Source organism: Amaricoccus sp. B4 (assembly GCF_043226085.1).
Classification (GTDB): domain Bacteria; phylum Pseudomonadota; class Alphaproteobacteria; order Rhodobacterales; family Rhodobacteraceae; genus Amaricoccus.
Genome location: NZ_CP171225.1, coordinates 1,646,349 through 1,672,260, shown reverse-complemented (window position 1 = coordinate 1,672,260; position 25,912 = coordinate 1,646,349). Strand labels below are relative to the sequence as shown.

26 protein-coding genes, 1 tRNA gene and 1 pseudogene are annotated in these 25,912 nt (G+C 64.3%); 22 read left to right on the top strand and 6 right to left on the bottom strand.

All coding sequences use genetic code 11. The features are described 5' to 3' along the window. Window positions 1-75 precede the first annotated feature (75 nt). The 5 genes from ACF66B_RS08080 (at window position 76) to ACF66B_RS08060 (ending at window position 6,877) form a co-directional block, all read left to right on the top strand. Window positions 76-222 carry a hypothetical protein gene (locus ACF66B_RS08080; protein WP_162683433.1) on the top strand — a complete coding sequence of 49 codons (147 nt, stop codon included), beginning with the start codon at window positions 76-78 and terminating at the stop codon, window positions 220-222. A gap of 15 nt (window positions 223-237) precedes the next feature. Further along, a complete protein-coding gene (locus tag ACF66B_RS08075) occupies window positions 238-1,056 on the top strand; it encodes an NAD(P)-dependent oxidoreductase (RefSeq protein ID WP_111431777.1) in 819 nt (272 codons plus the stop codon). Window positions 1,057-1,390: 334 nt separating this feature from the next. Continuing rightward, window positions 1,391-1,651 (top strand): hypothetical protein, encoded by a 261-nt coding sequence (locus ACF66B_RS08070; RefSeq protein WP_111431778.1) that lies wholly within the window; start codon window positions 1,391-1,393, stop codon window positions 1,649-1,651. Window positions 1,652-1,937: 286 nt separating this feature from the next. After that, window positions 1,938-2,027: transfer RNA gene (locus ACF66B_RS08065), tRNA-Ser, on the top strand. Between the two features lie 494 nt (window positions 2,028-2,521). After that, window positions 2,522-6,877, top strand: coding sequence for a hypothetical protein (locus tag ACF66B_RS08060; protein ID WP_111431779.1), 4,356 nt, complete (start codon window positions 2,522-2,524; stop codon window positions 6,875-6,877). Window positions 6,878-6,935: 58 nt separating this feature from the next. Here ACF66B_RS08060 and ACF66B_RS08055 read toward each other — a convergent pair whose 3' ends face one another. From ACF66B_RS08055 to ACF66B_RS08030, 6 genes are all read right to left on the bottom strand, one after another. Then, window positions 6,936-7,328 carry a hypothetical protein gene (locus ACF66B_RS08055; protein ID WP_111431780.1) on the bottom strand — a complete coding sequence of 131 codons (393 nt, stop codon included), beginning with the start codon at window positions 7,326-7,328 and terminating at the stop codon, window positions 6,936-6,938. Further along, window positions 7,325-8,662, bottom strand: coding sequence for a recombinase family protein (locus ACF66B_RS08050; protein ID WP_392664601.1), 1,338 nt, complete (start codon window positions 8,660-8,662; stop codon window positions 7,325-7,327). The genes ACF66B_RS08055 and ACF66B_RS08050 overlap by 4 nt, the downstream gene beginning before the upstream one ends. Next, entirely contained in the window at window positions 8,659-9,090 is a 432-nt protein-coding gene (locus tag ACF66B_RS08045) for a DUF2924 domain-containing protein (RefSeq protein WP_392664835.1), read from the bottom strand. Before ACF66B_RS08045 ends, ACF66B_RS08050 begins: the two co-directional genes overlap by 4 nt. A 459-nt stretch (window positions 9,091-9,549) precedes the next feature. Beyond that, on the bottom strand, window positions 9,550-10,317 hold the full coding sequence (locus ACF66B_RS08040; protein ID WP_111431781.1) for an abortive infection family protein: 768 nt from the start codon (window positions 10,315-10,317) through the stop codon (window positions 9,550-9,552). 14 nt (window positions 10,318-10,331) lie between these two features. Continuing rightward, window positions 10,332-11,264: an ImmA/IrrE family metallo-endopeptidase gene (locus ACF66B_RS08035; RefSeq protein ID WP_111431782.1), complete on the bottom strand. Its 933-nt coding sequence runs from the start codon at window positions 11,262-11,264 to the stop codon at window positions 10,332-10,334. Further along, window positions 11,261-11,584, bottom strand: a complete 324-nt coding sequence (locus ACF66B_RS08030) for a helix-turn-helix domain-containing protein (RefSeq protein WP_092763676.1) — start codon at window positions 11,582-11,584, stop codon at window positions 11,261-11,263. The genes ACF66B_RS08035 and ACF66B_RS08030 overlap by 4 nt, the downstream gene beginning before the upstream one ends. A gap of 138 nt (window positions 11,585-11,722) precedes the next feature. On the opposite strand from ACF66B_RS08030, the gene ACF66B_RS08025 reads away from it, so the two are divergent. From ACF66B_RS08025 to ACF66B_RS07945, 17 genes and pseudogenes are all read left to right on the top strand, one after another. Continuing rightward, a complete protein-coding gene (locus ACF66B_RS08025) occupies window positions 11,723-11,962 on the top strand; it encodes a DUF2188 domain-containing protein (protein WP_092763678.1) in 240 nt (79 codons plus the stop codon). A gap of 12 nt (window positions 11,963-11,974) precedes the next feature. Next, window positions 11,975-13,162 (top strand): hypothetical protein, encoded by a 1,188-nt coding sequence (locus ACF66B_RS08020; RefSeq protein WP_111431783.1) that lies wholly within the window; start codon window positions 11,975-11,977, stop codon window positions 13,160-13,162. Then, complete coding sequence (locus ACF66B_RS08015) at window positions 13,146-14,084, top strand: hypothetical protein (RefSeq protein ID WP_111431784.1); 939 nt, start codon at window positions 13,146-13,148, stop codon at window positions 14,082-14,084. Before ACF66B_RS08020 ends, ACF66B_RS08015 begins: the two co-directional genes overlap by 17 nt. Window positions 14,085-14,251: 167 nt before the next feature. Continuing rightward, complete coding sequence (locus ACF66B_RS08010) at window positions 14,252-14,461, top strand: AlpA family transcriptional regulator (RefSeq protein ID WP_092763684.1); 210 nt, start codon at window positions 14,252-14,254, stop codon at window positions 14,459-14,461. A 10-nt stretch (window positions 14,462-14,471) separates the two neighbouring features. Beyond that, window positions 14,472-14,960: a hypothetical protein gene (locus ACF66B_RS08005; RefSeq protein WP_111431785.1), complete on the top strand. Its 489-nt coding sequence runs from the start codon at window positions 14,472-14,474 to the stop codon at window positions 14,958-14,960. Next, window positions 14,957-15,253, top strand: a complete 297-nt coding sequence (locus tag ACF66B_RS08000; RefSeq protein ID WP_111431786.1) for a hypothetical protein — start codon at window positions 14,957-14,959, stop codon at window positions 15,251-15,253. The genes ACF66B_RS08005 and ACF66B_RS08000 overlap by 4 nt, the downstream gene beginning before the upstream one ends. Continuing rightward, window positions 15,253-16,140, top strand: a complete 888-nt coding sequence (locus tag ACF66B_RS07995) for an ATP-binding protein (RefSeq protein WP_111431787.1) — start codon at window positions 15,253-15,255, stop codon at window positions 16,138-16,140. The genes ACF66B_RS08000 and ACF66B_RS07995 overlap by 1 nt, the downstream gene beginning before the upstream one ends. A 17-nt stretch (window positions 16,141-16,157) precedes the next feature. Beyond that, window positions 16,158-16,781 carry a hypothetical protein gene (locus tag ACF66B_RS07990; RefSeq protein ID WP_111431788.1) on the top strand — a complete coding sequence of 208 codons (624 nt, stop codon included), beginning with the start codon at window positions 16,158-16,160 and terminating at the stop codon, window positions 16,779-16,781. 14 nt (window positions 16,782-16,795) lie between these two features. Continuing rightward, on the top strand, window positions 16,796-18,484 hold the full coding sequence (locus ACF66B_RS07985; RefSeq protein ID WP_111431789.1) for a DEAD/DEAH box helicase: 1,689 nt from the start codon (window positions 16,796-16,798) through the stop codon (window positions 18,482-18,484). A gap of 207 nt (window positions 18,485-18,691) precedes the next feature. Next, complete coding sequence (locus ACF66B_RS07980; RefSeq protein ID WP_111431800.1) at window positions 18,692-18,898, top strand: DUF6511 domain-containing protein; 207 nt, start codon at window positions 18,692-18,694, stop codon at window positions 18,896-18,898. After that, window positions 18,895-19,665 carry a PD-(D/E)XK nuclease family protein gene (locus tag ACF66B_RS07975; protein ID WP_111431790.1) on the top strand — a complete coding sequence of 257 codons (771 nt, stop codon included), beginning with the start codon at window positions 18,895-18,897 and terminating at the stop codon, window positions 19,663-19,665. The genes ACF66B_RS07980 and ACF66B_RS07975 overlap by 4 nt, the downstream gene beginning before the upstream one ends. Then, complete coding sequence (locus ACF66B_RS07970) at window positions 19,662-21,983, top strand: AAA family ATPase (RefSeq protein ID WP_392664592.1); 2,322 nt, start codon at window positions 19,662-19,664, stop codon at window positions 21,981-21,983. Before ACF66B_RS07975 ends, ACF66B_RS07970 begins: the two co-directional genes overlap by 4 nt. Before the next feature lie 340 nt (window positions 21,984-22,323). After that, window positions 22,324-22,863, top strand: a complete 540-nt coding sequence (locus ACF66B_RS07965; protein WP_392664590.1) for a crossover junction endodeoxyribonuclease RuvC — start codon at window positions 22,324-22,326, stop codon at window positions 22,861-22,863. Further along, a complete protein-coding gene (locus tag ACF66B_RS07960; protein ID WP_111431792.1) occupies window positions 22,860-23,060 on the top strand; it encodes a hypothetical protein in 201 nt (66 codons plus the stop codon). Before ACF66B_RS07965 ends, ACF66B_RS07960 begins: the two co-directional genes overlap by 4 nt. Continuing rightward, window positions 23,053-23,481 (top strand): DUF6362 family protein, encoded by a 429-nt coding sequence (locus ACF66B_RS07955; protein WP_111431793.1) that lies wholly within the window; start codon window positions 23,053-23,055, stop codon window positions 23,479-23,481. The genes ACF66B_RS07960 and ACF66B_RS07955 overlap by 8 nt, the downstream gene beginning before the upstream one ends. Window positions 23,482-23,941: 460 nt before the next feature. Then, window positions 23,942-25,318: a site-specific DNA-methyltransferase gene (locus ACF66B_RS07950; RefSeq protein ID WP_111431794.1), complete on the top strand. Its 1,377-nt coding sequence runs from the start codon at window positions 23,942-23,944 to the stop codon at window positions 25,316-25,318. Beyond that, window positions 25,242-25,829: pseudogene (locus tag ACF66B_RS07945) on the top strand (DNA cytosine methyltransferase); the annotation flags it as partial. The gene ACF66B_RS07950 and the pseudogene ACF66B_RS07945, both read left to right, overlap by 77 nt. Between the last annotated feature and the right edge of the window lie 83 nt (window positions 25,830-25,912).

Genomic DNA, 25,912 nt, shown 5'->3' with positions numbered 1-25,912 from the left:
GGCTGGGCGGCGGTGATCGGTGCCAAGAGGCCTGCGGGTAGCACATTTGCCGGCGACGTGGCAGTGACGAAATACATGCTGGACGAAGCGTATGTCGGGTCGGTAGCCGGGTTGGCCCATGGCCTTTCGCCCTTCGTCCGCATCTCGACAGACAGACCAGACGATGTGCTGAGCGACACCGTGAACCGCATTGCGGCAGCGATCAGCAGCCTCGATATCTGAGGGGAAAGACTGATAATGAGCAGACCATTCAAGCGCATTCTCATCACCGGCGCCGCGGGGCGTCTCGGCACGCAACTCCGGCGGGGGCTTGCGCCCCTTGCCGACACGCTCCGCCTTGCCGACCGGGTCGAAGTGACGGAAGTCAAGGCGAACGAAGAAGTGGCGGTTTTCGACCTCGCCGACGAAGCGGCCGTCATGGCCGCTGTCGAGGGCTGCGACGCAATCGTCCATTTCGGCGGTGCGCCGCTCGAGCGTCCCTGGAACGAGGTCCTCGAAAGCAACATCCGCGGCAGCTACCACATCTATGAAGGTGCCCGGAAATTTGGTGTGAAGCGGGTGATCTACGCCAGCTCGGTCCATGCGATCGGCTACTACAAGCTGGAAGATCACATCAGCGGCAACGCGCTCGGCCGTCCCGACAGCCTCTATGGCGTTTCGAAGGTTTTTGTCGAGGGGCTTGCCTCACTTTACTGGGACAAGTTCGGCATCGAAAGCACCTGCGTGCGCATCTTCTCGTCTTTTCCGGAACCGGCCGACCGCCGAATGCTATGGTCCTGGCTCAGTTTCGACGACTGCGTGCGTCTCGTGAGCTCGGCCCTGACCGCGCCCTACATGGGCTTCACGATCACCGTCGGCATGTCCGACAACAAGGTGAAGCCGGTCGACAACTCGCTCGCCGGGCATCTGGGCTATGTTCCGCAGGACAGCTCCGAACCCTATCGTGAGAAGGTCGAGGGCTCCACCGTTCCGCTCGGCCCGAATTCCCCGGCCGTCCGCTATCTCGGCGGCTGGTTCACCGAACTGGGCCACCCCGATGACGAGGAAAATAAATGAATGAAAGTTGCGGCGTCGTGACCGTCCGCGGGGCAATCATCGGTTCCGCCGCTGCATCTTGCCTGACCGCGGACCTCGATTTTGGGCCTTTGTGCCGGTGGTCAAGCAGGTTCAAACTCTGTGCGAGAATTACGAGGTTCAGAGGTTCTGTGGCGTCGACGTAGTGCTCCGGTTGCCAGAAGAGGTTGAGCAAGCCGTCCCGCATCTGAATGTCGAGGACGTTGCGGTTGCTTCCTGTGGCGGACCCGGCGAGGGTTAGTTCAACAACACTAGCTTGATGTAGGGCTTCCGCAGCAAGGAGCCCGGCCAGGGTGCGCAATACATCAAGTACGACGTGATCGGCATCTGGCGCGAGGGCAATCAGGTGACCGCTGCGGTTCTGAAATCCGGCGTCGAGGTCAAGAGAGGCAGGATCGTGAATGCCTCCAGCCCCCATGAAGCGCTGACCGCATGCGTGGATGGCCTCGACATTCCGGTGGAGCCACGGACGCGCACGCAAGATGCGCCTCTCCTGTCGCAGGTTGCCGGCCACTGGTACGCGTGCCGGACCGGCATTCCCGGTTCGGCATTGCGCATTGCGAAACCGGCAATTTGACGCCCTCCACATGTGGGGTCGCTGGAGCGCGGTTCCGCCTTCCTCCCGGAGCCTTTCAAGCCCGCACCATCATTCGATCTCCCACCATGGATTTCCCGTGGCCGCTAGCGCCGTCTTGGCGCCAGCGGTGAAAACCCGTTCCACCGAATGGCCCCACAGGCATGCCAGGGACACCGGCCTCCGGCGTTTCGGCCAGAATGATGCATCGGACACAAATTTGCACAAAACCTGCCAGCGTGCCTCTTGCGGTTCCCGCGCACTGCGAATATGGCTGTCCGCCGAAAGTGGAGAGATGCCGGAGTGGTCGAACGGGGCGGTCTCGAAAACCGTTGTGGGGGCAACCCCACCGAGGGTTCGAATCCCTCTCTCTCCGCCATCATCACGTTGCGAACTCCGAACGGCGCGTCTCAAGCGCCGGATTTCTCCCAAGTTTCAAAGGGGTTTGCTGGAGCCGCCCGAACCTCGGAGACTGGCGCTGCGCCTAATTTCGGTCTCTGAACGGCTTTCGTCTCTAACCGAGCGAACCTCGACGAAATCGGTTCGGCTTCGCGAGAACTAACGTTTTCAGTCACTTCCGTTCACCGCTCCGGTGCATTTTCTGCGGCCATGCTCCCGGCTGGCGTCGTCACCAAGAGAACGCGAAGTAGGCGTTATGAGGCGAAATGCGACGCAGTCTGAGCGGGAGAAACGTCACGCGTCAAGACGGTCGCCTGCGAAGGCGGGACACCGTCGCTCGCCTCGTCAGCAAAGGATGTGTCAAGATCTGTTGCTTGGTGCCTTGGCGGACATAGACCAGCATGTCTGAAACGGAATTTTTGCGGTACGTCTTTAGACTGACCCCTTTCGACGATTCCTTCGAGTACCCCCCCTGTGGCGAAGAACAATAGAGACGACTTCTCAGAGAAGACGAAGCTCCAGATTGCAAAGCGCGCTGGCTGGCTGTGCTCGTTTCCGACCTGTCGTACGCCGACGGTCGGTGCAACGTCGGACGGAGAAGGCGAAATCAACATCGGCACGGCGGCCCACATCTGCGCGGCTGCACCCGGCGGCCCGCGCTACGACGAGACGATGTCGCCGGGGGAGCGCTCCTCCACGAAAAACGGAATCTGGATGTGCCGCGATCATGGCAAGGCCATCGACTCCACCGATCCGGAATTCACTGTCGAGCGGCTGCGCGAATGGAAGAGACAGGTGGAAATCGAGTCGTGGCGTCGTGTGCTGCGCGACGAAACGTTGCGCAAGCCAACGGTTGCCACGGACATGGAGTTGGCGGCGCGAATTCGGACCGCCGCAAAAGCAGATCTCAAGGTCTTCCGACAGACCGTGAAATGGCCGTCCACGTCAGTCGCTCTCACGTTGAAAGTAAACGGGTTCGACGACCCAGTGACGACAAGCGTGCTGGCGGGGGCGGTTACTTCGCTGGACGATCTGATCCTCGTCGCGGGCCCCGGTATGGGCAAGACCACAACACTCTTCCAGATCGCCCAAGGCGTGCTGGCTACCGGCAACGGCATGCCCTTCGTCGTGCCGCTCGGCGATTGGGCGACGGAAGGCGCGACGGTTCTGGAGTCAATCCTCAAACGTCCGGCGTTCCGTGGAATCTCGGAAAATGACTTCCGCGAGGCTGCCGCCCAGCCCGGCGTCGTGCTGCTGCTCGACGGCTGGAACGAGCTAGATGCCCAAGCGCGGACCCGCGCGCGCGTGCAGGTCGCCAGGCTCAAGGCGGAGTTGCCCGAACTCGGCCTCGTCATCTCGACACGCAGGCAAGCCCTCGACGTTCCTTTCGGAGGAACGCGCGTCGATCTCCTGCCGCTCAACGAAGAGCAGCAAATGCAGATCGCGGTCGCGATGCGCGGCGACGCCGGCGCCAAGATCGTAGATCAGGCGTGGCGCACGGCGGGTGTGCGCGAGCTTGTGACAATCCCTCTCTATCTCACGGCGCTTCTATCGCTCCCCGAAAACGCCCCGTTCCCGACGACCAAGGAGGAGGTGTTGCGGCACTTCGTGTCTGCGCACGAAAGGGACGCGAGCCGCGCCGAAGCGCTGCGCGCCACCGTGCAAGGGTTCCAGCAGGACTATCTCGGTGGTCTCGCCGTCTTCGCCACGCAGACCGCGAACACGGCCATTGCCGATAGTAACGCGCGGCGATCGATCTTCGAGACGGAAACCCTTCTGGCCGACAACTGGCAGATCACGATCAAGCCGCAGCCCGACACGGTGCTCGATGTGCTTGTCAGCAACCACGTGCTGACGCGTATGGGCGACACGCCTGGCTATTCGTTCCAGCACCAGCAGTTTCAGGAATGGTACGCCTCTCATTCGGTCGAACGGCGGATCATCGCCGAGATCGCCGATCCCAAAGCGCGCGAGGCATTGAAGGCAGAAGTGTTCAACCTCCCCGCCTGGGAGGAAGCCATCCTCTTCGCGATCGAGCGTTTGGCACGAGGCGACGTGCACCAGCGTGCTGTGTGTGGCAAGGCGATTATCGCCGCGTTCGAGGTTGATCCCATCCTCGCCGCCGAAATGATCTTCCGCTCCACGGAAGAAGTCTGGGCGCAGATCACTGTGACCATTCAAGGACTCGTGGCGCGCTGGCACGCGCCCGGAAAAGTGGATCGCGCTTTCCGCTTCATGCTCACGTCGGGCCGTCCCGAATTCCTCGATGCTGTCTGGCCGCTTATCACCAACGAAAACGAGCAGATCAGCCTCAAGGCTTTGCGCAATTGCAGACGATTCAGGCCTTCAATCCTCGGAGCTGATGCCGGGACGAAGATCAAAGCCTTGCCTCAGAAGGCGCGAACGGTGCTGTTGTACGAGATGGCCTCGAATAGCGGCATGGACGGCCTCGATCTCGCGACCGCGATTGCGAAGGACGACCCTGATACGGAAGTGCAGGCCTCTGTCGTCGATGCGCTGACGTTCCGGCGCGCCGATCGCCACGTCGCGGAGGTCTTGAGGGAGGCGAGCGACAAAACTTTCGACCTAGTCGCGCGCAAGGGCCTCGTAGATGAAGTGAAGGACGAACAGGTCCGAAAAGGACTCGCGGCGGCACAACAGCGGCAGAAGGTGGAAAAAGCATCGCTCGCTGATCGGTTGCGTGTGATCGTGTACGCGCAGGGCACCGACGACCACAGTGCCGAGCTGTCCCACATCATCAGCGCGATGGAAATCGATCAGCGGCAAGACACCAAGCTGCAACTCACCTACGAGGCGCGCAGCCGCTATCCCCACGCGGTCGCGGACGGGCTGCTGGCGCGCGTCCGCGCGGGCCGTACACTGTTCTATGGCGCGGACGATATTCTAGCGTCCGCCGGGTTCACTCTGGAAGACGAGGCGCTGCTTCAACTGGCGCTGGCCGATCCCGCCCGCCATGACGATCGCGCCGAAGCTGCCGCGTCAGTGCTTGGGCCGGAGACCGTCGGTCGCCTGGTTGACGCATTGCTCGACGTTGGATCGCGCCTGCGAATTGACGGCACGTACGACCAAGCGGCTGGTGAAACTTACAGGGGGCTGGAAACCCGCATCGCACATGTGCCGGGTCCAAGCCTCGTTGCCGCCGTCCTTGCGCGCTCGGCGCAGGCGGACAATGAAGGGGTAGCGCGGTTGGCGGATCTGCTCTCACGCCATCCCGACGGCGAGACCGATCGCGGTAGGCCTTTCGACGCGGACTCGGTTATGGCTATTCAAAACCTGGTCGAAGACTGGGGCAACCGCCTGCTTGCCTCAGGCGACGCGAAGCGCTGGCAGAAGGCCAACGTCGCGACGCTTGCCAGCCACGTGCCATCCGTGAGCCTATTGCCCATCTTGAAGCAGCTGCTGGACGACAATCTAGAGCGCTACCGAGCTTTCCGGAGGGAAGCTGAAGCCGCCAGATGGCGGCCGTGCGAGGCCGTGAACGAGGCTCGCATGCCGATGACACATGAGTATCAACGTGCATTCTTGGCGATCAAAACGCCGGAGACGGCCGCCACGATGCAAGAGTATCTGGCTGACGAGCATTTCGGTGCGCTCGCCGCGCGGGTGCTTGCCGACCAATGGCGGACCGTGAACGAGCCGCCGAAAGCGAAGCGCTTTCTCGGAGGCGTTGACCTCTCGGGTGTGAAGGAGAAGCGGGCCCGTCTCGCTACTGATCCTGACGAGACTTCCGCGGAGGCGGAATTAGTATTCGCCGCAATCGAGTCGCTGATCGCGGAAGGCGCCACGAACGAGTCGAAGAAGCTCGGCGTCGAACTAGGCATCGCCGCCTCGCAGCTGCCGCACGGAAGGCGCGATAGCACCATCCAGAGTCTCATCGCCCTGGCGCCGAGGCGAGCACGCGCCGATCTGCTCCTTAGCCTCGTACTCTCTGGCGAGGAAATCGACACAAAGGTTGTGGTCGATGGCATTGCCGAGACCTTCGAGGCGGCGAAGACTGAGACGTGGATCCTGACCCAAAGCGAGGGCTATGAGCTAAAGGCATGGCTGCGCCTTCTGCCGTTCGGAAACCGCCCCGCAGAGGCGTTGGCTGTCATTCACGGCATGCCTCCCGCGCAACGTGAACCGCGCTTCCTAGAGGAAATGGTGGGAGCCTTCGCCGATTCTCCTTCCGATCAAGCGGAAGATGTCTTGTTCAAGCTCGCCGAGGAAGACGCAGGCTTCTATGCAAACCATCACTGGCGAGCGACTGCCTTGCGGCTCGGAACACGATCTTCAGCGCGTCGTATCCTCGACCTGACTGCCGAAGGCGTCTTTGAAAGCAGTTCCATGGATAGCTGGCATCTTGCAAGGGAGCTTGGGAGCCTGGTTGATGCTCACCCCGATTTGCGCGTTCATGTGTACGGCTTGTTGAAGGACGGGCCAACCTCACCCGGACTTGCGACGCTCGCCGACGCCGTTGCCGAAAACCCGGATGAAGAGGGACTACTGCTGCTGGTCAAGTTTGAGAATGATCTGAAGCGCTCGCTTGTCGGTTGGCGCACAATTGAAAGCGTGATCACCGAACAGGTTCCTTCGGAAGATTGGAAGGCCGCGTACAACGTCGTGCCTGTTCCTGCCGGCAGCTTGAGACAAAAGCTGTTTGCGCTGACGACGGACGGGGGATCCGCGGACGCCGCTACCCGCTGTCTTCGCCAGATCGACTTGATCAGGGATGACCACGGGATGCCGGAGGCCGAGCCACGTCACCCCGATCTGCTGTCCGGTAAGCCCTGGCCGATCCTGGCGCCAGACCCGAACGCGACAACGTAGGGATCCGTGGCGGCGATATCGGTTATCGGGGCCGCAGCCGACCTTCCGAGCGGCGCTACTATCGCGATGCCTCAAACACAATCCCCATCTGCTCCGCCCATGGCCGGTCGGCGACAGCGATGAGGTCGTTTAACGAAAGCGCCGGTGGCACGCGCCTGATGACGAGGTGATCGAGCACCTCGGGCGACAGGTAGGCGAGCCGCATCATCCGGCTCACGAACCTGTCGGAGACCTTCTCGGCCGCGGCGATGTCCTGGATGGTGGAAGCGGCGCCGGTTTCCAGCTGCCGCCGCCAGTTCCAGGCGCGGGCGATGGCGCGCAGCACATGCGGATCCTGCGCCCGGCCGTTTCGCACGTCCACATAATCGGGCGGAAGGATCTTCGGCCGCCCGTTGCGTTTGCGGATCGTCAGCGGAATGACGACGCGGATAGTGTTACCCGTGCTGGTCATGCGCAGGCCTCCGTTTGGCGGGGCGCCATCATGTCCCGAAGGACCGAGCCCAGCCCCTCATGGCGCAGATCGACGGCGATGCCGTCTTCCCCGACGGTCACACGCTCGACCAGAAGCTGGACGATGCGGGTCTGCTCCGACGGATAGAGCGCCGCCCAAAGCTGATCGAACTCGCCGAGCGCTTTCACGACCGCCTTCTCATCGACGGTTGGGCTCTCCTCGCGAAGGGCATTGATCGTTCGGGCCACGATCTCGGGCGCGCGGATCATGCGGCGGATTTCTCCGATGACGGCATCCTCGACCATACCTGCGGGCAAGCGCAGCGGGCCACAAGTCTCTCCGGTGGGGCGGTTTCGGATCAGGTCCATCGATGCGTAGTAGCGATAGAGGCGCGTGCCCTTCTTTGTCGCTGTCGGCGTCATCGCCGCGCCTGTCGCGGTGAAAATGATCCCTTTCAGCAGGGCTGGTGTCTGGCGCCGCGTATTCTTTGCCCGCAGCCGCGGGCTTTCCTGCAGGATGCTGTGCACCTTGTCCCACAGGTCACGGTTGATGATGGCTTCGTGTTCGCCGGGATAGGCGGTGCCCTTATGGACGGCTTCGCCGAGGTAGACCTGGTTGTTGATCAACTTGTAGAGGAAGCCTTTGTCGATCAGCTTGCCGCGCTTGTTCAGCACGCCTTCGGCCGCCAGCGCTTTCGCCAGCGTAGTCGCGGAGCCCATTTGCACGAACCGCTCGAAGATCATCCTGACTGTCGCGGCTTCGGCTTCATTGATCACCAGCTTGCGATCGCGCACGTCGTATCCCAGTGGGACGTAACCGCCCATCCACATGCCGCGCTTGCGCGAGGCGGCGACCTTGTCGCGGATGCGCTCGCCGATCACCTCTCGCTCGAACTGAGCGAAGCTGAGGAGGATGTTCAGGGTCAGCCGCCCCATCGACGTTGTGGTGTTGAACGACTGCGTGACCGACACGAAGGTCACCTGATTGCGGTCGAAGATCTCGACCAGCTTGGCGAAGTCCATCAGGGAGCGCGACAGCCGGTCGATCTTGTAGACCACGATCACGTCGATCAGACCGGCCTCGACGTCCTGGAGGAGGCGCTTCAGGCCGGGACGCTCCAGCGTGCCACCGGAGAACCCGCCGTCATCATAGCGTTCGCGGATGGCGGACCAGCCTTCCGCCTTCTGGCTCGTCACATAGGCTTCGCAGGCCTCGCGCTGGGCGTCGAGGCTGTTGAACTCCATGTCGAGCCCTTCCTCGCTCGACTTGCGGGTATAGATGGCGCAGCGCTGGCGGCGCGGCATGATCGCGACGGTTTCCTGCAGGCGGCTCATCGGTCGTCCTTCCGGGCTTCGCGCAGGCCGAAGAAGCGGTAGCCATTCCACTGAGTGCCGGTGATTGCTCGCGCCGCCGCCGACAGCGATTTGAATTTGCGCCCCTGCAAGTCGAAGCCGTCCTTCATCACCGCGACGGTGTGCTCCACCCCGTCCCATTCGCGCACCAACCGCGTGCCGACGACCGGATTGCGGGAATCTGCGATGATCGCCTTTCTCCCGATCCGGCCTTCGATCTCGTCGGCCAGCAGGTCCAACGTCCGTCGCGTCTCGCGCGAAAGCCCGCCGAGGGTCAGTTCCTGAATCCGGTAGCCGAGCCTCAGCTCAAGGTAGCTGCGGCTGTTATTCGGAGCGGACGAGCCGAAGAGGCTCTCCCACCTCGTCTTCAGCTCCACGACCGTCATTTGCTTGAGCGCTGAAAGCTGCATGATCACGCTCGCTTCCGCCGAGGCGCATTCGCCCGGCCGCCCCGGCGGGCGATCAATCTTTCTCTTTGTTCCTGGCATCATTGCCCTCCATCTCGGTTGCTCGGTTTGCGACGACCAACACGGCGTTTGAGGGCGAGAATGTCGAATGAACTGACTTCGCCGACTGCAGATAAAGAACTGGACTGCTCTGGCAGAATACGCCTCAGCCCCGCCGCAATAATGCACGCGAGTTCATTGAGGCGTTCATCCGCCGACAGACGGGCGGGCAACAGAGGGTTCGGGCCGGATCGAGATTCTTGCATGAGACCGTTCGCAACAAAAGATGATCAGCAAACGGTAGTCGCGAAACGGCTATATGCAATCTATTTCAATGACTTAACGTGGTTGCGCGCAATCATTCGAAGCGTGACGCAGATCGTATGGTCCTTGTCGGTGACTGCTTCCTTCTGAAAGGGACGGTCAGTCATCGAATCGAACGGTATCGATGCTCTTGACGAAACGTAGCACCGCGCACACCGAGTCAAAGATGAACCGCGCCTCCGCCTTGTCGAGCAGCTCATTGTCATGAGCGAGGCTCTGATTATTCCGAACGTGATTGAACTTGTCGAAGACACCGATCGAATTCTTGATGATCTGCTCCGTCATTTCCCGGAGCTCCCGCTCCTGTTTCAAAGCCTTGACATACTTGCCGACGCGGCTGTGGAGGGGCTCGGTCCGATCCCAGGTGATGCCTCTCCGGTCGAGCAGGTGCCCAAACTTCTTTGCGCAGTAGGTATGTAGGCGATCCAAAGCCGCTGCGGGGCGATCGGCAATGATGTCGCGTTCTATAGCGGCAACCAGCTCGTCGAGAGTCTGGTCGACGGCGAATCGTTCGATCGCATCCGTTCGAGCGATTGTACCGCCGCCTTCTATACGTGAGAGAAGGTCGAAAAAATTTACTCCAATCTCACCGTCGCGCGGACCCGGAGACCGGGTTGCTTCACGGTACTGCCACAGGCTACGCAGCACTCGCGAAACGGTAGCCGGGGGTTCAACACGACAGAATGCCCGCAGACGGTTCATCTTCGATGTTCCGTTGGACTGGTACTTTCGATCATCGATATCGATTTTGAACTCGTCCTCGAAATATTCTCGAAATGTCCGGTCAGAGAAATTGAGGACATAGCCGGGGTCGGCCTGGAAGGCGTTATCGATAATTCGGATATCAGAATGCTTGAGATCAACCATATTTGCGTCCACCGTTATTCTCTGACGCCAGCAATGAACTGGTCATAGCTGTCCCACGGCTCCTCCTCTTCGGTGTCCGCTCCTCCACCGCGACCGTCGAACTGCAAAAGAGAAACCGAAATGCCAAGGCGGTCAGAAAAGAAAGCGAGTTCGCGGACGGGCTCCGAGCCCCGGCTGAATGACCAGATGCCATCAGGCAGCGTGGTAGGTCGCTGTGAGCCGGAGTGCTGCGAGGTGGGACCCATCGCCATCACCGAACCATCCGGGATCGGCATGCCGGAACGGATGAACACGCCACTTTTGTAAGCGCTCGTGCTGGCCCGGCCCCAGAGGGCGAAACCGTCACGCGCTACCACCATGGCCGCCCGGGTGTCGGTGAACTCGATCCACTTGCGCGTTGCGGCGAGAAGCGAAACCCCATATCGATCCGTGACGTGGCCGAGGAGATCGCGCGTCATTTCCTGGCCGCCAATCTGGTTGCGGTAGTCGTCGATGGGCATCAACAGGAAGGAGGCGAACGTGTCGGCCTCTTCCTCGCGCTCCCTCTCGGCGTCCTTCCAGTCGTTGGATTGGAGCGGAAGGCACTCGAAATCGTAGTCGTCGGACAGCTCGCCATCACGGTAGTGGTCGGCGGTGAGCGGGCGCCGATGCAGCAGGTAGTGCCCGAACTCGTGAGCCAACGTAAAACGCTCGCGCCCGCGGTAACGCGGCTGCGTATTGTAGAGAATCTGCCAACCGGGCTTCTTGCGCCGCGCGCGCAGCATGCCCTCGAAGCCGTCTATCTCGACACCCTTTACGGCCGTGATCGGATCTTCATGATTGCGCGAGACCTCGAACGCCAGCGCTTCGACGTCCACCGGGAATCGGTCCTCCCCCAACACGGTTCGGAGTAGAACCGTCAGATCGTTGGCAGCCCGCCGGGGCGTTTTTCGGGCTCTATCGGTCATTCATCCTCGTCGTCCAGGATCCTCAGCATCTCTCGAAGTCGCTCTTTCCCCTTGGGGTTCATCCTCTGATACTTGCGAAAGAAGGCCGTGTCGTCGGCATCGGCCTCAGTGACGGCTTCAGTGGTGAGCAGATAGTCAGTGGTCGTTTCCAGAGCCAAGGCGATCTGCTGCAGTTTCTCCGCAGATGGCCGCGTAACCTCCTTGTTCTCGATCTCCCACATGTAGCTCTTGCTCGATCCGACCCGCTCGGCCAGCGCTTCCAAGGTCAGACCTCGCTTCAGTCTGAGCTCTCGAACGCGCTCTCCCAATGGTGTTGGCACCGGTGTCCTCCTGTTTTTCAACGAGTTCGTTGTCGCGATACATCTAGTGCTTGACACGCCATACGCGCAATCCCTATCTTCCGCAGAAGTTCGCAAGAACGAACTGTAGTTAGCGCTTTTACAAGACAGGAGGCCGTCATGGCAAAAGGCAAAGGGTCAGGAACCCATCACGTAGTTCCCAATTCCGGCGGCGGTTGGGACGTTCGCCGCGGCGGGGCCGACCGCGCTAGCGGGCATTTCGACACGAAACGGGAGGCGATCGACCGCGGGAGGGAGATGAGCCGCAACGCCGGGACGGAGTTCAAGATCCACAACCAGGATGGCCGTATCGGCCAGTCCGATTCGCACGGGAACGACCCGCGCACCATCAAGGGCTAAGGAGCACCGATCATGGCCTCAGTGACGAGTTTCATCCGCAACATGCCTGCTTCGTCGCTGCAGGCCTATTTCCACCATACCGGCATTGAGCTTCCGACCGAGGTCGATTGGGAGGCGCCTGAGCCGGAGGTGGTTCGCGTCACGCTCTGCGCCGTCGACGAGATGGACGACGAAGCCCGCGCGCGCATCGTCAATGATGCCGACCGTGTTGGAGCTCTCGCCGACGATGCCGGGCAGACTGCACTCTATAGTGTCGTCTATGACCGCACGGGTCTCGACGAACTCGCGAATGGTCACGCCCGCTCGCTCTGGATGTTCCTGAACGAGCCGATTCGGTTCCGTCACGCCGAAGAGGTCCGCTACACCGACGAGCGGCGGCGCGGCCGGAGTTGGGACGGGTTCATCGGTGAGCCGCACCTTGACCTGCGCCGCGACGAGGCATCCCTCGATTCCTTCAAGGCGGCGCTGCGCGAGCGGTTCGCTTCCAACAATATCCACATCGACATTTTCGGGCGCTACCGGCCGACCTTTGACGGCGAGGATTGCGAGCTGGTGCAGATCGCAATCTACCGCGAGGGGCTGCTGGACGACTTCCTAGCGTTCGACGATGGCGGCGCGCTCGTCCGTCGCGCCCGCCGCCCAGTGTTCGAGGCAGCGATGACCTACGAGCCGGCAACCGGCGTCATCGAGGTCGTGGCCAATGACCGTGAAAGCCGCGAGGAGATGGTGCGCTTCATGGCGCGGGACCTGCTCGGGATTGAATTCCAGAGTGAAAAGGTGCCGTTCCGGAATTACGATCTGGATGTTCTCCTGCACCCCTTTGCCTTCCCGACAGAGCCGGAGGACGGGATCGAATCCGTCGAGGTCAAGCAGCTGCGTTTGATGCCCATCGACAATAACGCCGAACGCGCCACCCTCGAATGCCTTCGGAAAGCCGACCGCACCATCTGGAGCATGTCGGCAGAGCGGTTCGGCGCCAACGATCCACTAGCCGGCGGATGGATCGCGACGCAGGCGAAGCTGACCATCAAATTCCACCCCAAGGGTGACGCGAAGCGGGGCCGGACGCTGCCGCTGACGATCACCATGCCGCATGGCTGCAATCTCAAGGACCAGACCGAGGAGGAGCAGCTGATCGGCGAAAAGTACCTGCGCCGTTGGGGCATTCTTTCCGGGGCAGATAGTGCCGTCGTCGATTGATCGAAAGGCGGCAGACCTGCTGCTGTCTGTGATCGAGACGCCGGATGCGGTCATCAGCGGCTCGGTCCTCGACGGCTACTATGGGCGCGTCGCGCCAGCGCTGAAGGCGGCAGGGATCCTTCAGCCGAAAGATCACTCGCGGGCGGCTGTTTCACTCGTCGACCATGAAGACGAGCCCGTAAATCTGACTTGGTCATCTGAACATCGGGCATATGGGTATTTCAGCCCGTCAGCGGGTTGGGTGAATGTCCCCGGTGATCAGTTGGCGACGTACCGTGTCAACTTCAACACGTTGCTCGAACAGCTGCTGGAGCGGCTGGATCTGTCGCCGCGAACCGGCCCAGTCGAACTCGTGCCCGACCATCTGTGGGAGGTCGGCGACGCGCGACTTCCAGGACGCAGCAAACGTACATCCGTCTGGATTGGCCGTCGGCTCTGCGAACCAGGGATTTGGAAAAGTTTCATCGATACTGCCCGCAAGCGTCCGGCGCCCGGCTTGCGAATCGTCCTGAGCTTCACGCCTGGGAATCGCCTGCCGACTGACGTGCACCTCGGTCATACGCTGATCGCCGTTCGAGATGTCGCCGATCACAACGGTCATGCTGTCGTTCCCGACCTATTGGCTGCCCGTGTTGCGGCAGGCTCACAGCTGAACGACGACCTGATCACCATGGCGGCCGACGGCGCGTCCCTCACAGTTCGCGGAACACGGCATGCATTCTCTGGATCGAAACAGCGCGCAATCATCCGGCAATTGTATGATGCTTGGAAATCCGGCCATCCGGAACTTCTGACCGCCGAGGTTCTGGAGAGCGCCGGATACAGCACCAGCGTCAACACGCTGGCGAAGGCTTTCTCCGGGAGAGCTGAATGGCGTGATTTCATCAGAGAGGAGAATGGCCGCTGTTGGTTGTTCCTCTGATGCGCTGAATCTCTCAACTGCAAGGCCGCCCGATGGGGCGGCTTTTTTCATTTCTGAGCCGGTTTTTCCGAATCCTACCTTGAGCCCTACCTGGCTCCTCCCCGGCTCCTACCCGCCCGGTAGCCATCCTCTCCGCAGGTTTTCGACAAGAACCCAAGGAGACACAGATGGCTACGAAACATCTCAACCAGATCGACCTGGCTGCGCGCTGGAACATCAGCCACCGCACGCTTGAGCGGTGGCGCTGGACGGGCGAAGGCCCGCGCTTCGTCAAACTCGGCGGTCGGGTCGTGTACCGCCTCGAAGACGTCGAGGAGTACGAGCGCGAGCAGATCCGCGCGAGCACCGCCGACACCCCTGCCAAGCCTGCGGCGTGAGGGGGCGGTGATGACGATTTCCAACCGCATCTCGCTCGATGAGCTCCGGCACATGGCCGTCGGCGATATCGCCGCTATGCCCGCTGAGCAACTCGCCCTCCTGCAGGACGAGGCCGCCGATGCCCTGCGTCGCGCCAAGACGATCTGCGACTGGGTCGATGGTGCCGTCGCGCTCAAGTACGTCGATCGTGCCCACGCGGCACGCCAGGCCGCCGGCAAGGACACCGGCACGATCCGCCTCGACGATGGCACGGTCACCGTGATCGCCGACCTGCCGAAGCGGGTGGACTGGGACCAGGACAAACTCGCCGCCCTTGTCGATCGCATCCGGGCCGAGGGCGACGACCCCGCCGAATACGTCGACGTCGCGATCAAGGTGCCCGAACGCAAGTTCGCGGCCTGGCCGAGCCGCATCCGCTCTGCCTTCGAGGACGCGCGCACCGTCCGCACCGGCAGGCCCAGCTTCCGCCTTTCCCTGACCAACGAGGTGACGTCATGAGCATCACGAAGAAACTCGCGGTGCTCCGCGAGCGGCATTACGGGCTGGACAAGCTACCCGAGACGATCCGGGTGCCGGCCCTTGGCGAACGTCGCGACGATACCCTCAAGCCGGTCGGGACGGCGTCGATCGACGACCTGGCGTTCGCCCTCATCGGGCTGAACGAGCGGGCGTCGGCGCTCTACCGCGAGATCGACGCCGTGCGCACCCTTCACGACGAGGGGCGCAAGGCCGGCGCGCTGGGTGCGGACATCGCGATCGATGCCCTGATCGCGGCGAAGGGAGGCAAATGATGGCTCTCCCGATCATTTCGGCCGATCAGCGTCTCGCCGAGCCGCGCGGCATCAAGGGTACGATCTTCGGCAAGTCCGGGATCGGCAAGACCAGTCTTCTCTGGACACTCGACCCCGCCACTACGTTGTTCATCGATCTGGAAGCGGGCGACCTTGCCATCGAGGGATGGTCCGGCGACAGCGTCCGGCCCCGCACCTGGAAGGAATGCCGCGACTTCGCGGTGTTCATCGGCGGGCCGAACCCGGCGCTGCGCGAGGACCAGCCTTACAGCCAGGCGCATTTCGACGAGGTCTGCGGGCGCTACGGCGATCCGGAGGTGATCGGGAAATACGAGACCGTTTTCATCGACTCGATCACCGTGGCCGGGCGGCTCTGCTTCCAATGGTGCCGCGGCCAGCCCGAGGCGTTCTCGGACAAGACCGGCAAGCCCGACGTCCGCGGCGCCTACGGCCTGCACGGCCGCGAGATGGTCGCGTGGCTCACCCATCTCCAGCACACGCGGGCGAAGAACGTCTGGTTCGTCGGGATCCTCGACGAGAAGCTCGACGACTTCAATCGGCGCGTTTTCCAGCCGCAGATCGACGGCTCGAAGACCGGCCTCGAACTGCCGGGCATCGTCGATGAAGTCCTGACGATGGCGGAGATCAAGGACGAGTCCGGCACGCCGTACAGGGCCTTCGTCTGCCAGACGATCAATTCGTGGAACTTCCCCGCGAAGGACCGCTCCGGCCGCCTTGACCTGATCGAGGAGCCGCATCTCGGCCGACTGATGGCGAAGATCCGCGGACCCGTGAAGCCCGCATCCGAGCGGCTGGCATATCGCAGCCCGCCTGCGACCGCGACCGCGCCGACCACCGGTGCTCCCACCCATTCCGAAAACACCTGAAAGAGGAGACCCCAGTCATGTCTGGATCCTGGAACGACTTCAACTCTGCGCAATCCAACACCAACGTCATCCCGAAGGGCACCCTCGCCAAGGTGCGCCTGACGCTCCGCCCGGGCGGCTTCGATGACCCCTCGCAGGGCTGGACCGGCGGCTGGGCGCGCCGCGCCGCCACCGGCGCCGTCTATCTCGACGCCGAATACACGGTGCTCGAGGGGCCCTATGCCCGGCGGAAGGTCTGGTCGCTGATCGGCCTTTACAGTCCCAAAGGCCCGGACTGGGCGAACATGGGGCGCGGCCTGATCCGCGGAATCCTCAACTCGGCGCGCGGCGTATCCGACAAGGACAACTCGCCCGAGGCGCAGGCCCGCCGCCGCATCAACGGGTTCGGTGATCTCGACGGCGTCGAGTTCATCGCACGCATCGACATCGGCACCGACACCAACGGCGAGGACAAGAACGAGATCCGCGCTGCCGTCACCCCCGATCATCGCGATTACGCCGCGCTGATGGGCACGGTCGCGCCGCAGTTCACCGCCGCCCCGGCGCAGGGGCACGCCCCGCAGCAGCCCACCACGGCCACCCAGCCCAGCCAGCCCGCGTCCGCCCCCGGCGCCGCCGGTCGGCCGAGCTGGGCGCAGTAAGGGGGAGACCGGCCATGCGCCTGCGCCCCCGCCAGAAGACCTTCGTCGAGCGCAGCGTTGCTGCGCTCGCTTCCCGCGGCAACACGCTGGGCGTGGCGCCCACCGGTGCGGGCAAGACCATCATGCTCTCGGCGGTCACCGGCGAGATGATCGGCGAAGGCGCGAAGGCCTGCGTGCTGGCCCATCGCGACGAGTTGACGGCGCAGAACCGCGCCAAGTTCCAGCGCGTGGTGCCGGGCGTCGCCACCTCGGTGATCGACGCCACGGAGAAATCCTGGGGCGGCCAGGTCGCCTTCGCCATGGTGCCGACGCTGGCGCGGACCTCGAACCTCGCCGACATGCCGCGCCTCGACCTGCTGGTCGTGGATGAGGCGCACCATGCCGTCGCCGACAGCTACCGCCGCATCATCGACCGGGTGCGCGAGGCCAATCCCGACGCCCGCATCTTCGGGGTCACGGCGACGCCGAACCGGGGCGACAAAAAGGGTCTGCGCGAGGTCTTCGATAATGTCGCCGACCAGGTCCGGCTGGGCGAGCTCATCGCCTCTGGCCACCTCGTGCCGCCCCGCACCTTCGTCATCGATGTCGGTGTCCAGGACGAGCTGCGCTCGGTCCGCAAGACCATGTCGGATTTCGACATGGCGGAGGTGGCGGGCATCATGGACCGCGCTCCCGTCACCGACGAGGTGATCCGGCACTGGAAGGAGAAGGCAGGCGACCGGCAGACCGTGGTGTTCTGCTCCACCGTCGCGCACGCCGAACACGTCACCGACGCCTTCAGGGCGGCGGGCGTTTCCGCCGCGCTGATCCACGGCGATCTGGCGGCCGAGACGCGGAAGGCGATCCTCGCCGACTATGCGGCGGGCAGCATCCGCGTCGTGGTTAACGTGGCCGTGCTGACCGAGGGCTGGGACCATCCGCCCACCTCCTGCGTCGTGCTGCTGCGGCCCAGCTCCTACAAGTCCACCATGATCCAGATGGTCGGGCGCGGCCTGCGCACCGTTGATCCCGAGGAACATCCTGGCATCGTGAAGACCGACTGCGTCGTGCTGGATTTCGGCACCTCGAGCCTGATCCACGGCACGCTGGAACAGGATGTCGATCTCGACGGCAAGACCGAAACCGGCGAAGCGCCGACGAAGACCTGTCCTGCCTGCGAGGCGGAGATCCCGCTTGCCGCCACCGAATGCCCGCTCTGCGGCGAGGCGTTCCCGCGGGAGGACGAAGAGACAGGTGAAGGCGGCGGTGCCGCGCCGCTGTCGGGCTTCATGATGACGGAAATCGACCTGCTGAAGCGGTCCAGCTTCGCGTGGGTCGACCTCTACGGCACGGACGATGCGCTGATGGCCACGGGCTTCGCGGCCTGGGGCGGCATCTTCTGGCTGGACGGGTTCTGGTACGCAATCGGCGGGGCCAAAGGCGAACGCCCGCATCTGCTCGGCGTCGGCGAGCGCACGGTCTGCCTCGCGCAGGCGGACGACTGGCTGAACACCCACGAGACCGACGAAAGCGCCTTCAAGACCCGCTCCTGGCTGCGCCAGCCGCCGACCGAGAAGCAGCTGCAGTATCTGCCGCCCGAGTGTCGACATGACTTCGGGCTGACGCGCTACCGCGCCTCGGCGCTTATGACCTTCGGCTTCAACAAGCGCGCGATCCGGCAGCTGATCGACGCTGCGGCTGCACCCGAGCGGAGGGCGGCATGACCCATGATGCCCGTCACATCCATCAACGCCGAGGACCGGCGGCGGCTCTGGCATCCGCGTGGGACGCTCTGTGCTGTCTGCCGGCAACCCACCCGTGGTTTTGGCTGGTTCGATCCGCACCGAATGAGGCGGCCCCGGCCTTCGGTCTGGTTCTGCTCGATGCCCTGCCAGTCCTTCTGGACGCGCTTGGCCAGGGAGCGTTTCGCCATGGTTGACCTGACCGAGGAAGAGCGCGCCGCGATCACCGCCACCATGAAGCGCGTGGCGCTGCTGATGGACGAGATCGGCTGGGCCACCCCGCTGGCCGGTCTGACCGAGGCGCAGGTCCGCGCCCTGATCGAGGAAGCCGTCGAGGGTTTCCGCGAGGCCATGTCCGACATCGTCCGGGCGCAGACGCCGGAGGTGCCGTTTTGACCCTCGATTACAATCATCGGCCCAGCTTCGCCGAGCAGGTCAACGCCGCTGTCGATCGGGCGCTCACCGCTGATCAGGCCACGCGGCCGCCCCGCGACTATCTCGGCGGCTCGCGCCTCGGCCATGCCTGCGAGCGCGCGCTGCAGTTCGAGTTCACGGCCACGCCGAAGGACGAGGGCCAGGACTTCAGCGGCCAGTCGCTGCGCATCTTCGCCATCGGCCACGCGCTCGAGGATCTGGCCGTCGCCTGGCTGCGCGGCGCGGGGTTCGACCTCTACACCCGCAAGGGCAACCGGCCCGATGGCGGCCAGTTTGGCTTCTCGGTCGCTGGCGGGCGCATCCGCGGTCATGTCGACGGCATCATTGCCGCCGGGCCCGAGGGCTTCGGTCTCGCCGTTCCCGCGCTCTGGGAATGCAAGACGATGAACGCGAAGAACTGGCGCGCTTGCGTCAAGGACGGCGTGACCAAGTCGAAGCCGGTCTACGCCGCCCAGATCGCGCTCTACCAGGCCTACATGGAGGCGACGGTCCCCGGCATCTCGGCCGCGCCCGCCGTGTTTACCGCGATCAACAAAGACACGGCCGAGATGTACCACGAACTGGTGCCCTTCGACGCCGATCTCGCGCAGCGCATGTCCGACCGGGGCGTGCGGATCCTGCAGGCGACCGACGCGGGCGAGCTTCTGCCGCGCGTCGCCACCACGCCCGACTTCTTCGAATGCCGCTTCTGCCCGTGGTCCGAGCGCTGCTGGGGGCTGCCGGCATGAGCGACGACGGCATCCTGCACTTCAACCCGTGGATGGACTTCAACGACGGGCCACCGTCCGAGAACCCCTTCGGCTGCGACCCCGACCCCGAGCAGATCGCCGTCTTCCTCGACACCGTGTTCAGCTGGTGCGAGGGGCTGATCCCGCTCCGCGGCTTCGTCGACAAGGGTCAGGGCCGGGACGGCAAGCCGCACAACATCTGGATCCCCGCCGACGACACCGCGCCCGGAAAACTCGCGACCTTCGCCGCGTGGGCGAACCGCGAGGGCGCCGCTGTCTATGTCATCCCCGGCACTGTCGCCGAGCAGGGTCAGGCCCGCGCCGCCGATGTGCTGCAGATGCAGGCCATCGTCGTCGATCTCGACGCGGGCGACATCCCGGCCAAGCTGGACCATGTCACCCACCATCTTGGTCCGCCGACGCTGATCATCGAAAGCGGCGGGCGCACGCCCGAGGGTGCGGCCAAGCTCCATGTCTGGTGGAAACTGACCGAGCCCGCGGAGGGCGGCGACCTGGCCACTCTCTGCCGCCTGCGCGGCGAGATCGCCGTGAAGGTCGGCGGCGACACACATTTCCGCTCGGCGCACCAGCCGATCCGGGTGCCAGGCACGGTCTATCACAAGCACGGCCACCAGCGCCTCGTGCAGATCCGCGAACAGCGCGACGTCGAAGTCGACCTTGCGGACTTCGCCGAGAAGGTCGCCGAGATGCCGCCGCTGCCCGGTGTGGGCTTCGCCAGCGACGTTGCCGCGCCGACCGCGAAGCCCGGCATCGACGCGGTGCTCACCACGCCGGTGCGCGAGGGCGCTGTTGACGACTGGTCCCGGTTCCAGGGGGCAAGCGCCGCCATCGGCCATTACGTTCGTTTGGTGCACGAGGGCCGCCTCGACCCCTTCGCAGGCTGGGAGGCGATCTGCGGCTACAACGCCGCCATGCTGCGCCCGTCCTGGCCGCTCGATCGGCTGATGGCCGAGTCCGAACGGCTCTGGGAGCTGCATGTGAAGCGCAACGGTCCGGCGCTCCTGCGCGCAGCGCACGTCGATGCCCCGGCCAGCCCGCTGCCGACCTTCAGCCTCGGCGCGCTGCTCGACGACACGAGCCCCATGCCCGAGGACGTCATCGGGCCGCGCGTGCTGACGCCGGGCGGTCTCCTGGTGCTGGGCGGCGCGCCCAAGGTCGGCAAGAGCGACTTCCTGATCTCCTGGCTCGTGCACATGGCCGCTGGCGTGCCCTTCCTCGGCTTCACGCCGCCGCGGCCGCTGCGCGTGTTCTATCTGCAGGCCGAGATCCAGTATCACTATCTGCGCGAGCGCATGCGGCAGATCGCGCTGCCCGCCGCCGTGATCGCCGCCGCGCGCGACACCTTCATCGCCACCCCGAAGTTGAAGCTGTTGCTCGACGCGGAGGGCGTCGCCCGCGTGGCCGAGGCGATCCGGGCCGCATTCGCCGACGCGCCGCCCGACGTCCTCGTCATCGACCCGATCCGCAACCTCTTCGACGGTGGACCAGACGGCGGCGGCGAAAACGACAACACCGCCATGATGTTCTTCCTGAAAGACCGTGTGGAGCTTCTCCGTGAGGCGGTCAATCCGGACGCGGGCGTGATCCTCGCCCACCACACCCGCAAGGCCACCAAGCACCAGGTCAAGGACGATCCCTTCCTCGCGCTCTCCGGCGCCAGCGCGCTGCGCGGCTTCTACACCTCGGGGTTGCTCATGCACCGACCCGACGAGGACAGCAGCGTCCGCAGGCTGGAGATCGAGTTGCGCAATGGCCCCGCGCTGCCCGGCAAGCTGATCGACAAGGTGAAGGGCGAATGGGTCGAACTGAACCCGATGAACGAGCGCCTGGTGCGCAAGGAGGTCGGCGCCAGGCTCGATGCCGAACGGCTGCGAAAGCACGATGTCATCCTCGGTATGCTGCTGGATGAGGCTGCGAGCGAGCGCCTCTACACCGCCATGCAGTTCGCCGAGACCTTCGAGAACCGGGGCGGTCTGGGCAGCAAGCACACCATCCGCGAGCGCCTCAGCGTGCTGGCGACCAAGGGCTTCGTGAAGTTCCTGCGCGACCCCTCGGGGTTCGGCTTCCCCGTCACCCGGTCTCGGTTCGGCTACCTCTGCGTGGAAGGCATGCAGTTCGGCGCGCCCGTCGAGGAGGTCGATTCGGACACCGGCGAGGTCACCACAAGCGCCAGTCCGGTCCTGCCCAGCCACTTCAAATGCCCCCAGTCCGGGCTCTGCCTGCAGGTCGAAAACCCCGCCGTCTGGGTCTACCCGGAGGGGCTGGAAGACGACCCAACTCATATGAGTGAGGCCTGACTCATATGACAGCGCCAACTGTGCACTCAACGAAATCAACGGGTTACGGGGAAATAAGAGTTAGGTCCCTGACTCATGCCCGAAGACTTCATGAAGTCTTATTCCGCAATGATTTCAGCCACTTGTCCTCCTCGGAACAGTTAGGTGTCAAACCCCCATACTACGTATGGGAGGGCCACCCCACAGGGTTGGCCACTCCTCCCATACGTCCGGGCCAGCCGCGCGCGCCGCCGTCACCCTCCCTTGTGCTTTCCGATCCGACGACGGCGGCCCCGTACCGCCAAGCACCAGACCGCCGTCGTCTTCCACCACCACAGGCCACCGGCAAAGGAGACCCATCATGGCTCAGCCGACTCTGATCCCGAATTGCGACGGCGCAAGGTTTGAATCGCTGCCGCTCGACGCCCCCCGCAACCGCTGCATCCTCGCGCTCGACCTCGGCACCTCAACCGGCTGGGCGATCCGTGGCCATGACGGCCTGATCACCAGCGGCACCGTCTCGCTGCGTCCCGGCCGCTTCGACGGGGGCGGCATGCGCTACCTGCGCTTCACCAACTGGCTGACCGAGATCGACCGGCTGTCCGGTCCTGTCGCCGCCATCTGGTTCGAGGAAGTCCGCCGCCACGCTGGCACCGACGCGAGCCACATCTACGGCGGGCTCATGGCCACGCTGACCGCATGGGCCGAACTGCGGGGCGTGCCCTACGAGGGCGTCCCGGTCGGAACGATCAAGCGCCACGCCACCAGCAAGGGCAACGCCGATAAGGCCGCGATGATCGCCGCCGTCCGCGCCCGCGGCTTCAGCCCCGCCGACGACAACGAGGCCGACGCCATCGCCATCCTGCTATGGGCGATCGAGACGAACGGGGGTGTCGCATGAGATGGCATCCCCACGGTTACGGCGGCCAGCGCCGGGATCCCGAACAGGTCAAGCGCGAGGGCTGGCGCGAGCAAGGACTGCTTGCCGTCTCGCTCGAGGACGCACGCCTGACATGGCCGGAACGCGAACTCGTCCGCCAGCTGGGTGAAAAGCTCTATGGACCGCCGCCCTCCAGCGTGGGAGGGCGCCATGGATAAGTGGACCCCGTCCCTCGTCGAGGCCCGTCTTGCCGAAGCGGCCCTCGTGCTGAAGCGCCTGCCCGAGCCGCGACGGCAGGGCTACTTCAGCACATGGCCCGAGATCGTCCACTCCTTCGCCGACAAGGTAGGCCAGGAGCCGAAGCCCATGCACGTGCTGCCCTCGCCGCAGGCGATCAGCCGGATGGAGGAGACGCTGACCTGGACCGCGTGCCTCGACCCTGTCGATGGCAAGATCGTCTGGATGCGCGCCCATGGCGAGCGGTGGAAGACCATCTGCTGGACGGTCGGTCTGCAACGCTCGGCCGCCAACCAGCACTGGCTCTACGGGCTCTGCGTCATCTCGCTGAGACTCAACCGGCGTCGGTTCAATCGCAACCTGTCGAAGCGGAAGGTGATCGAGCTTGCCGGTGGCGCGTGACCGTGCGCACCACAGGGGAAGGTGTGCGGCGGACAGTTTTCGACGGGACAGAAAAGCCGCTCGCGAGCTAGGTTCGGGATAAGCTCGGGAGAGGCGCGCGCGGCGCGATCCCGAACGAAACCATCCTTTCGTTGGCAGGTCCGTTGGAAAAGGAAAGGCGCTGATCCTTTCCTTTCGGGCCGCTGTCCGCCCCTGCCAAGCCCCCTCGGCCGAGTTCGCGGTTCCTTCTGCGCGATATTCGTATGCTGGCGGGCGAAGCGCGGGACATCGCCAGCGACAGGGCCGGATTTTTGGGAAGCCACCCCGAAGCCGGAGCCTCGCGCGCACCGCGCAAACACCAATGAACGCTTGCGTTCCGACCGGACACCGCAGGTGGCCGCTGGACCCCGTGTGGAGTCCAGCGTGGCATCCGGAGTCCGGAAGCCACCGGCATCCACACGACCGAGGAACCTTGCCCACCATGACGCTGAGCTTCGCCCCGGACGCGATCGAGACCTGGCCGCTTGCGCGCCTGCAGCCCTACGCGAAGAACGCGAAGGCGCACGGGCCGGACCAGGTTGCGAAGATCGCCGCCAGCATGGCCGAGTTCGGCTGGACCGTGCCCTGCCTCGTCGCCGAGGACGGTGAACTGATCGCTGGCCATGGCCGCGTGCTGGCCGCGACGCAGCTCGGGCTGACCGAGGCACCGGTGATCGTGCTGGGGCATCTGACGGAGGCGCAGCGCCGGGCGTACCGCATCGCGGACAACAAGTTGACCGAACTCGGCACCTGGGACGAGACGCTGCTCTCGGCGGAACTGAACGACCTGCTGGCCGAGGATTTCGATCTGTCGCTCGTGGGTTTCTCCGACGGCGAACTCGACAAGCTGCTGGCCTACGTCGCGGAAGACGACGGTGAAGAAGGTGGCGCCGGGGGCTCCGTGCCGCCGGTGACCATCCCCGAGCCGCCGCGCAATCCAGCCTCGCGGACCGGCGATCTCTGGATCCTTGGCGACCACCGGTTGCTCTGCGGCGACAGCACCAGCGCTGCCGACGTGCGCCGCCTGATGAACGGCGAGCGGGCGATCCTGTTCGCGACCGACCCGCCATACCTCGTCGATTACGACGGCTCGAACCACCCGACTCGCAACAAGGATTGGTCGGCGTCCTACGGCACGACCTGGGACGACAGTTCGCAGGGCGCAGAGCTTTACGACGGCTTCATCTTGGCGGCCGTGGCCGAGGCGATCACCGAGGATGCGGCCTGGTACTGCTGGCACGCGTCGCGCCGCCAGGCGATGCTGGAGGCTTGCTGGGAAAAGGCCGGCGCCTTCGTCCACCAACAGATCATCTGGGTGAAGGACCGGGGCGTCCTGACCCGCTCCCATTACCTCTGGAAACACGAGCCCTGCTTCATGGGCTGGCGCCGCCCCAACCGTCCGCCGAAGGTGGCCGAGGAAACGCTGCCATCGACATGGGCGCTGCCCAGCTTCGCCAAGGACGAGCGTCCCGACCATCCGACGCCGAAACCGCTCGACGCCTTCGGCATCCCGATGCGCCAGCATGTGGCGCGCGGCGGGCTCTGCTACGAGCCGTTCTGCGGCTCCGGCTCGCAGATAATGGCGGGCGAGGCGAACGGCCGGCGCGTCTTCGCGATGGAGATCAGCCCGGCCTATGTCGATGTCGCCGTGGAGCGCTGGCAGGCAGAGACCGGCCGCGAAGCAATACTCAACGGCGACGGACGGACCTTCGCGCAGCTGAGGACCGAGCGGCTGGGCGACGATGCCGTACCCCCGGCCGATACGCCAGAAACGGACGCCGCCCCCGAACCCGCGCGAAAGCGCAAGACCGCTGCGTGACATGCATGACCTGGCTTTACCTTCCTCCGGAAGCGCTTCCGGAGCCGGAGACGCATGCCTGTTCGGCCTCTCCCTCTGCTCCGGCGCGGGCGGGCTCGACCTCGGGCTCGCCATCGCCATCCCCGGATATCGTGCTGTGGGCCATGTCGAACGGGAAACCTACGCCGCAGCCACTCTCGTGGCGCGGATGGAAGACGCGTCCCTGGATCAGGCTGTTGTCTGGGACGACGTTGGAACCTTCGACGGCCGCCCGTGGCGCGGCGCGGTGGACATCGTCACTGCGGGCTATCCGTGCCAGCCGTTCTCGGTCGCTGGCAAGCGCCGGGGCGCGGACGACCCGCGCCATCTCTGGCCGCACGTCGCCCGCATCATCGGCGAGGTCGAGCCGCCCTTCGTGTTCCTCGAGAATGTCGCCCATCATCTCCGCCTCGGCTTCCCCGAAGTCGCTGCAGGACTGGTCCGCATGGGCTACCGCCTTGCGGCAGGCCTCTTCACGGCGGCGGAAGTCGGCGCGCCCCACAAGCGAGAGCGGCTCTTCATCCTCGCGATCCGCGGGGGGGACGAGCTGGCCGACCCCGCGCGCCTGCTCTGGCA

What these genes read in the sequence shown, in the direction of transcription:
- ACF66B_RS08000 (WP_111431786.1), top strand. Translation starts at nt 14,957, where the DNA reads ATGAGCATCACGAAGAAACTCGCGGTGCTCCGCGAGCGGCATTACGGG.
- ACF66B_RS08050 (WP_392664601.1), bottom strand. Translation starts at nt 8,662, where the DNA reads ATGAGCCGCCTGCAGGAAACCGTCGCGATCATGCCGCGCCGCCAGCGC.
- ACF66B_RS07995 (WP_111431787.1), top strand. Translation starts at nt 15,253, where the DNA reads ATGGCTCTCCCGATCATTTCGGCCGATCAGCGTCTCGCCGAGCCGCGC.
- ACF66B_RS08040 (WP_111431781.1), bottom strand. Translation starts at nt 10,317, where the DNA reads ATGGTTGATCTCAAGCATTCTGATATCCGAATTATCGATAACGCCTTC.
- ACF66B_RS08010 (WP_092763684.1), top strand. Translation starts at nt 14,252, where the DNA reads ATGGCTACGAAACATCTCAACCAGATCGACCTGGCTGCGCGCTGGAAC.
- ACF66B_RS07990 (WP_111431788.1), top strand. Translation starts at nt 16,158, where the DNA reads ATGTCTGGATCCTGGAACGACTTCAACTCTGCGCAATCCAACACCAAC.
- ACF66B_RS07985 (WP_111431789.1), top strand. Translation starts at nt 16,796, where the DNA reads ATGCGCCTGCGCCCCCGCCAGAAGACCTTCGTCGAGCGCAGCGTTGCT.
- ACF66B_RS07970 (WP_392664592.1), top strand. Translation starts at nt 19,662, where the DNA reads ATGAGCGACGACGGCATCCTGCACTTCAACCCGTGGATGGACTTCAAC.
- ACF66B_RS07950 (WP_111431794.1), top strand. Translation starts at nt 23,942, where the DNA reads ATGACGCTGAGCTTCGCCCCGGACGCGATCGAGACCTGGCCGCTTGCG.
- ACF66B_RS08080 (WP_162683433.1), top strand. Translation starts at nt 76, where the DNA reads ATGCTGGACGAAGCGTATGTCGGGTCGGTAGCCGGGTTGGCCCATGGC.
- ACF66B_RS08055 (WP_111431780.1), bottom strand. Translation starts at nt 7,328, where the DNA reads ATGACCAGCACGGGTAACACTATCCGCGTCGTCATTCCGCTGACGATC.
- ACF66B_RS08025 (WP_092763678.1), top strand. Translation starts at nt 11,723, where the DNA reads ATGGCAAAAGGCAAAGGGTCAGGAACCCATCACGTAGTTCCCAATTCC.
- ACF66B_RS07980 (WP_111431800.1), top strand. Translation starts at nt 18,692, where the DNA reads ATGGTTGACCTGACCGAGGAAGAGCGCGCCGCGATCACCGCCACCATG.
- ACF66B_RS07960 (WP_111431792.1), top strand. Translation starts at nt 22,860, where the DNA reads ATGAGATGGCATCCCCACGGTTACGGCGGCCAGCGCCGGGATCCCGAA.
- ACF66B_RS08035 (WP_111431782.1), bottom strand. Translation starts at nt 11,264, where the DNA reads ATGACCGATAGAGCCCGAAAAACGCCCCGGCGGGCTGCCAACGATCTG.
- ACF66B_RS07965 (WP_392664590.1), top strand. Translation starts at nt 22,324, where the DNA reads ATGGCTCAGCCGACTCTGATCCCGAATTGCGACGGCGCAAGGTTTGAA.
- ACF66B_RS08075 (WP_111431777.1), top strand. Translation starts at nt 238, where the DNA reads ATGAGCAGACCATTCAAGCGCATTCTCATCACCGGCGCCGCGGGGCGT.
- ACF66B_RS08005 (WP_111431785.1), top strand. Translation starts at nt 14,472, where the DNA reads ATGACGATTTCCAACCGCATCTCGCTCGATGAGCTCCGGCACATGGCC.
- ACF66B_RS08045 (WP_392664835.1), bottom strand. Translation starts at nt 9,090, where the DNA reads ATGCAGCTTTCAGCGCTCAAGCAAATGACGGTCGTGGAGCTGAAGACG.
- ACF66B_RS08020 (WP_111431783.1), top strand. Translation starts at nt 11,975, where the DNA reads ATGGCCTCAGTGACGAGTTTCATCCGCAACATGCCTGCTTCGTCGCTG.
- ACF66B_RS07955 (WP_111431793.1), top strand. Translation starts at nt 23,053, where the DNA reads ATGGATAAGTGGACCCCGTCCCTCGTCGAGGCCCGTCTTGCCGAAGCG.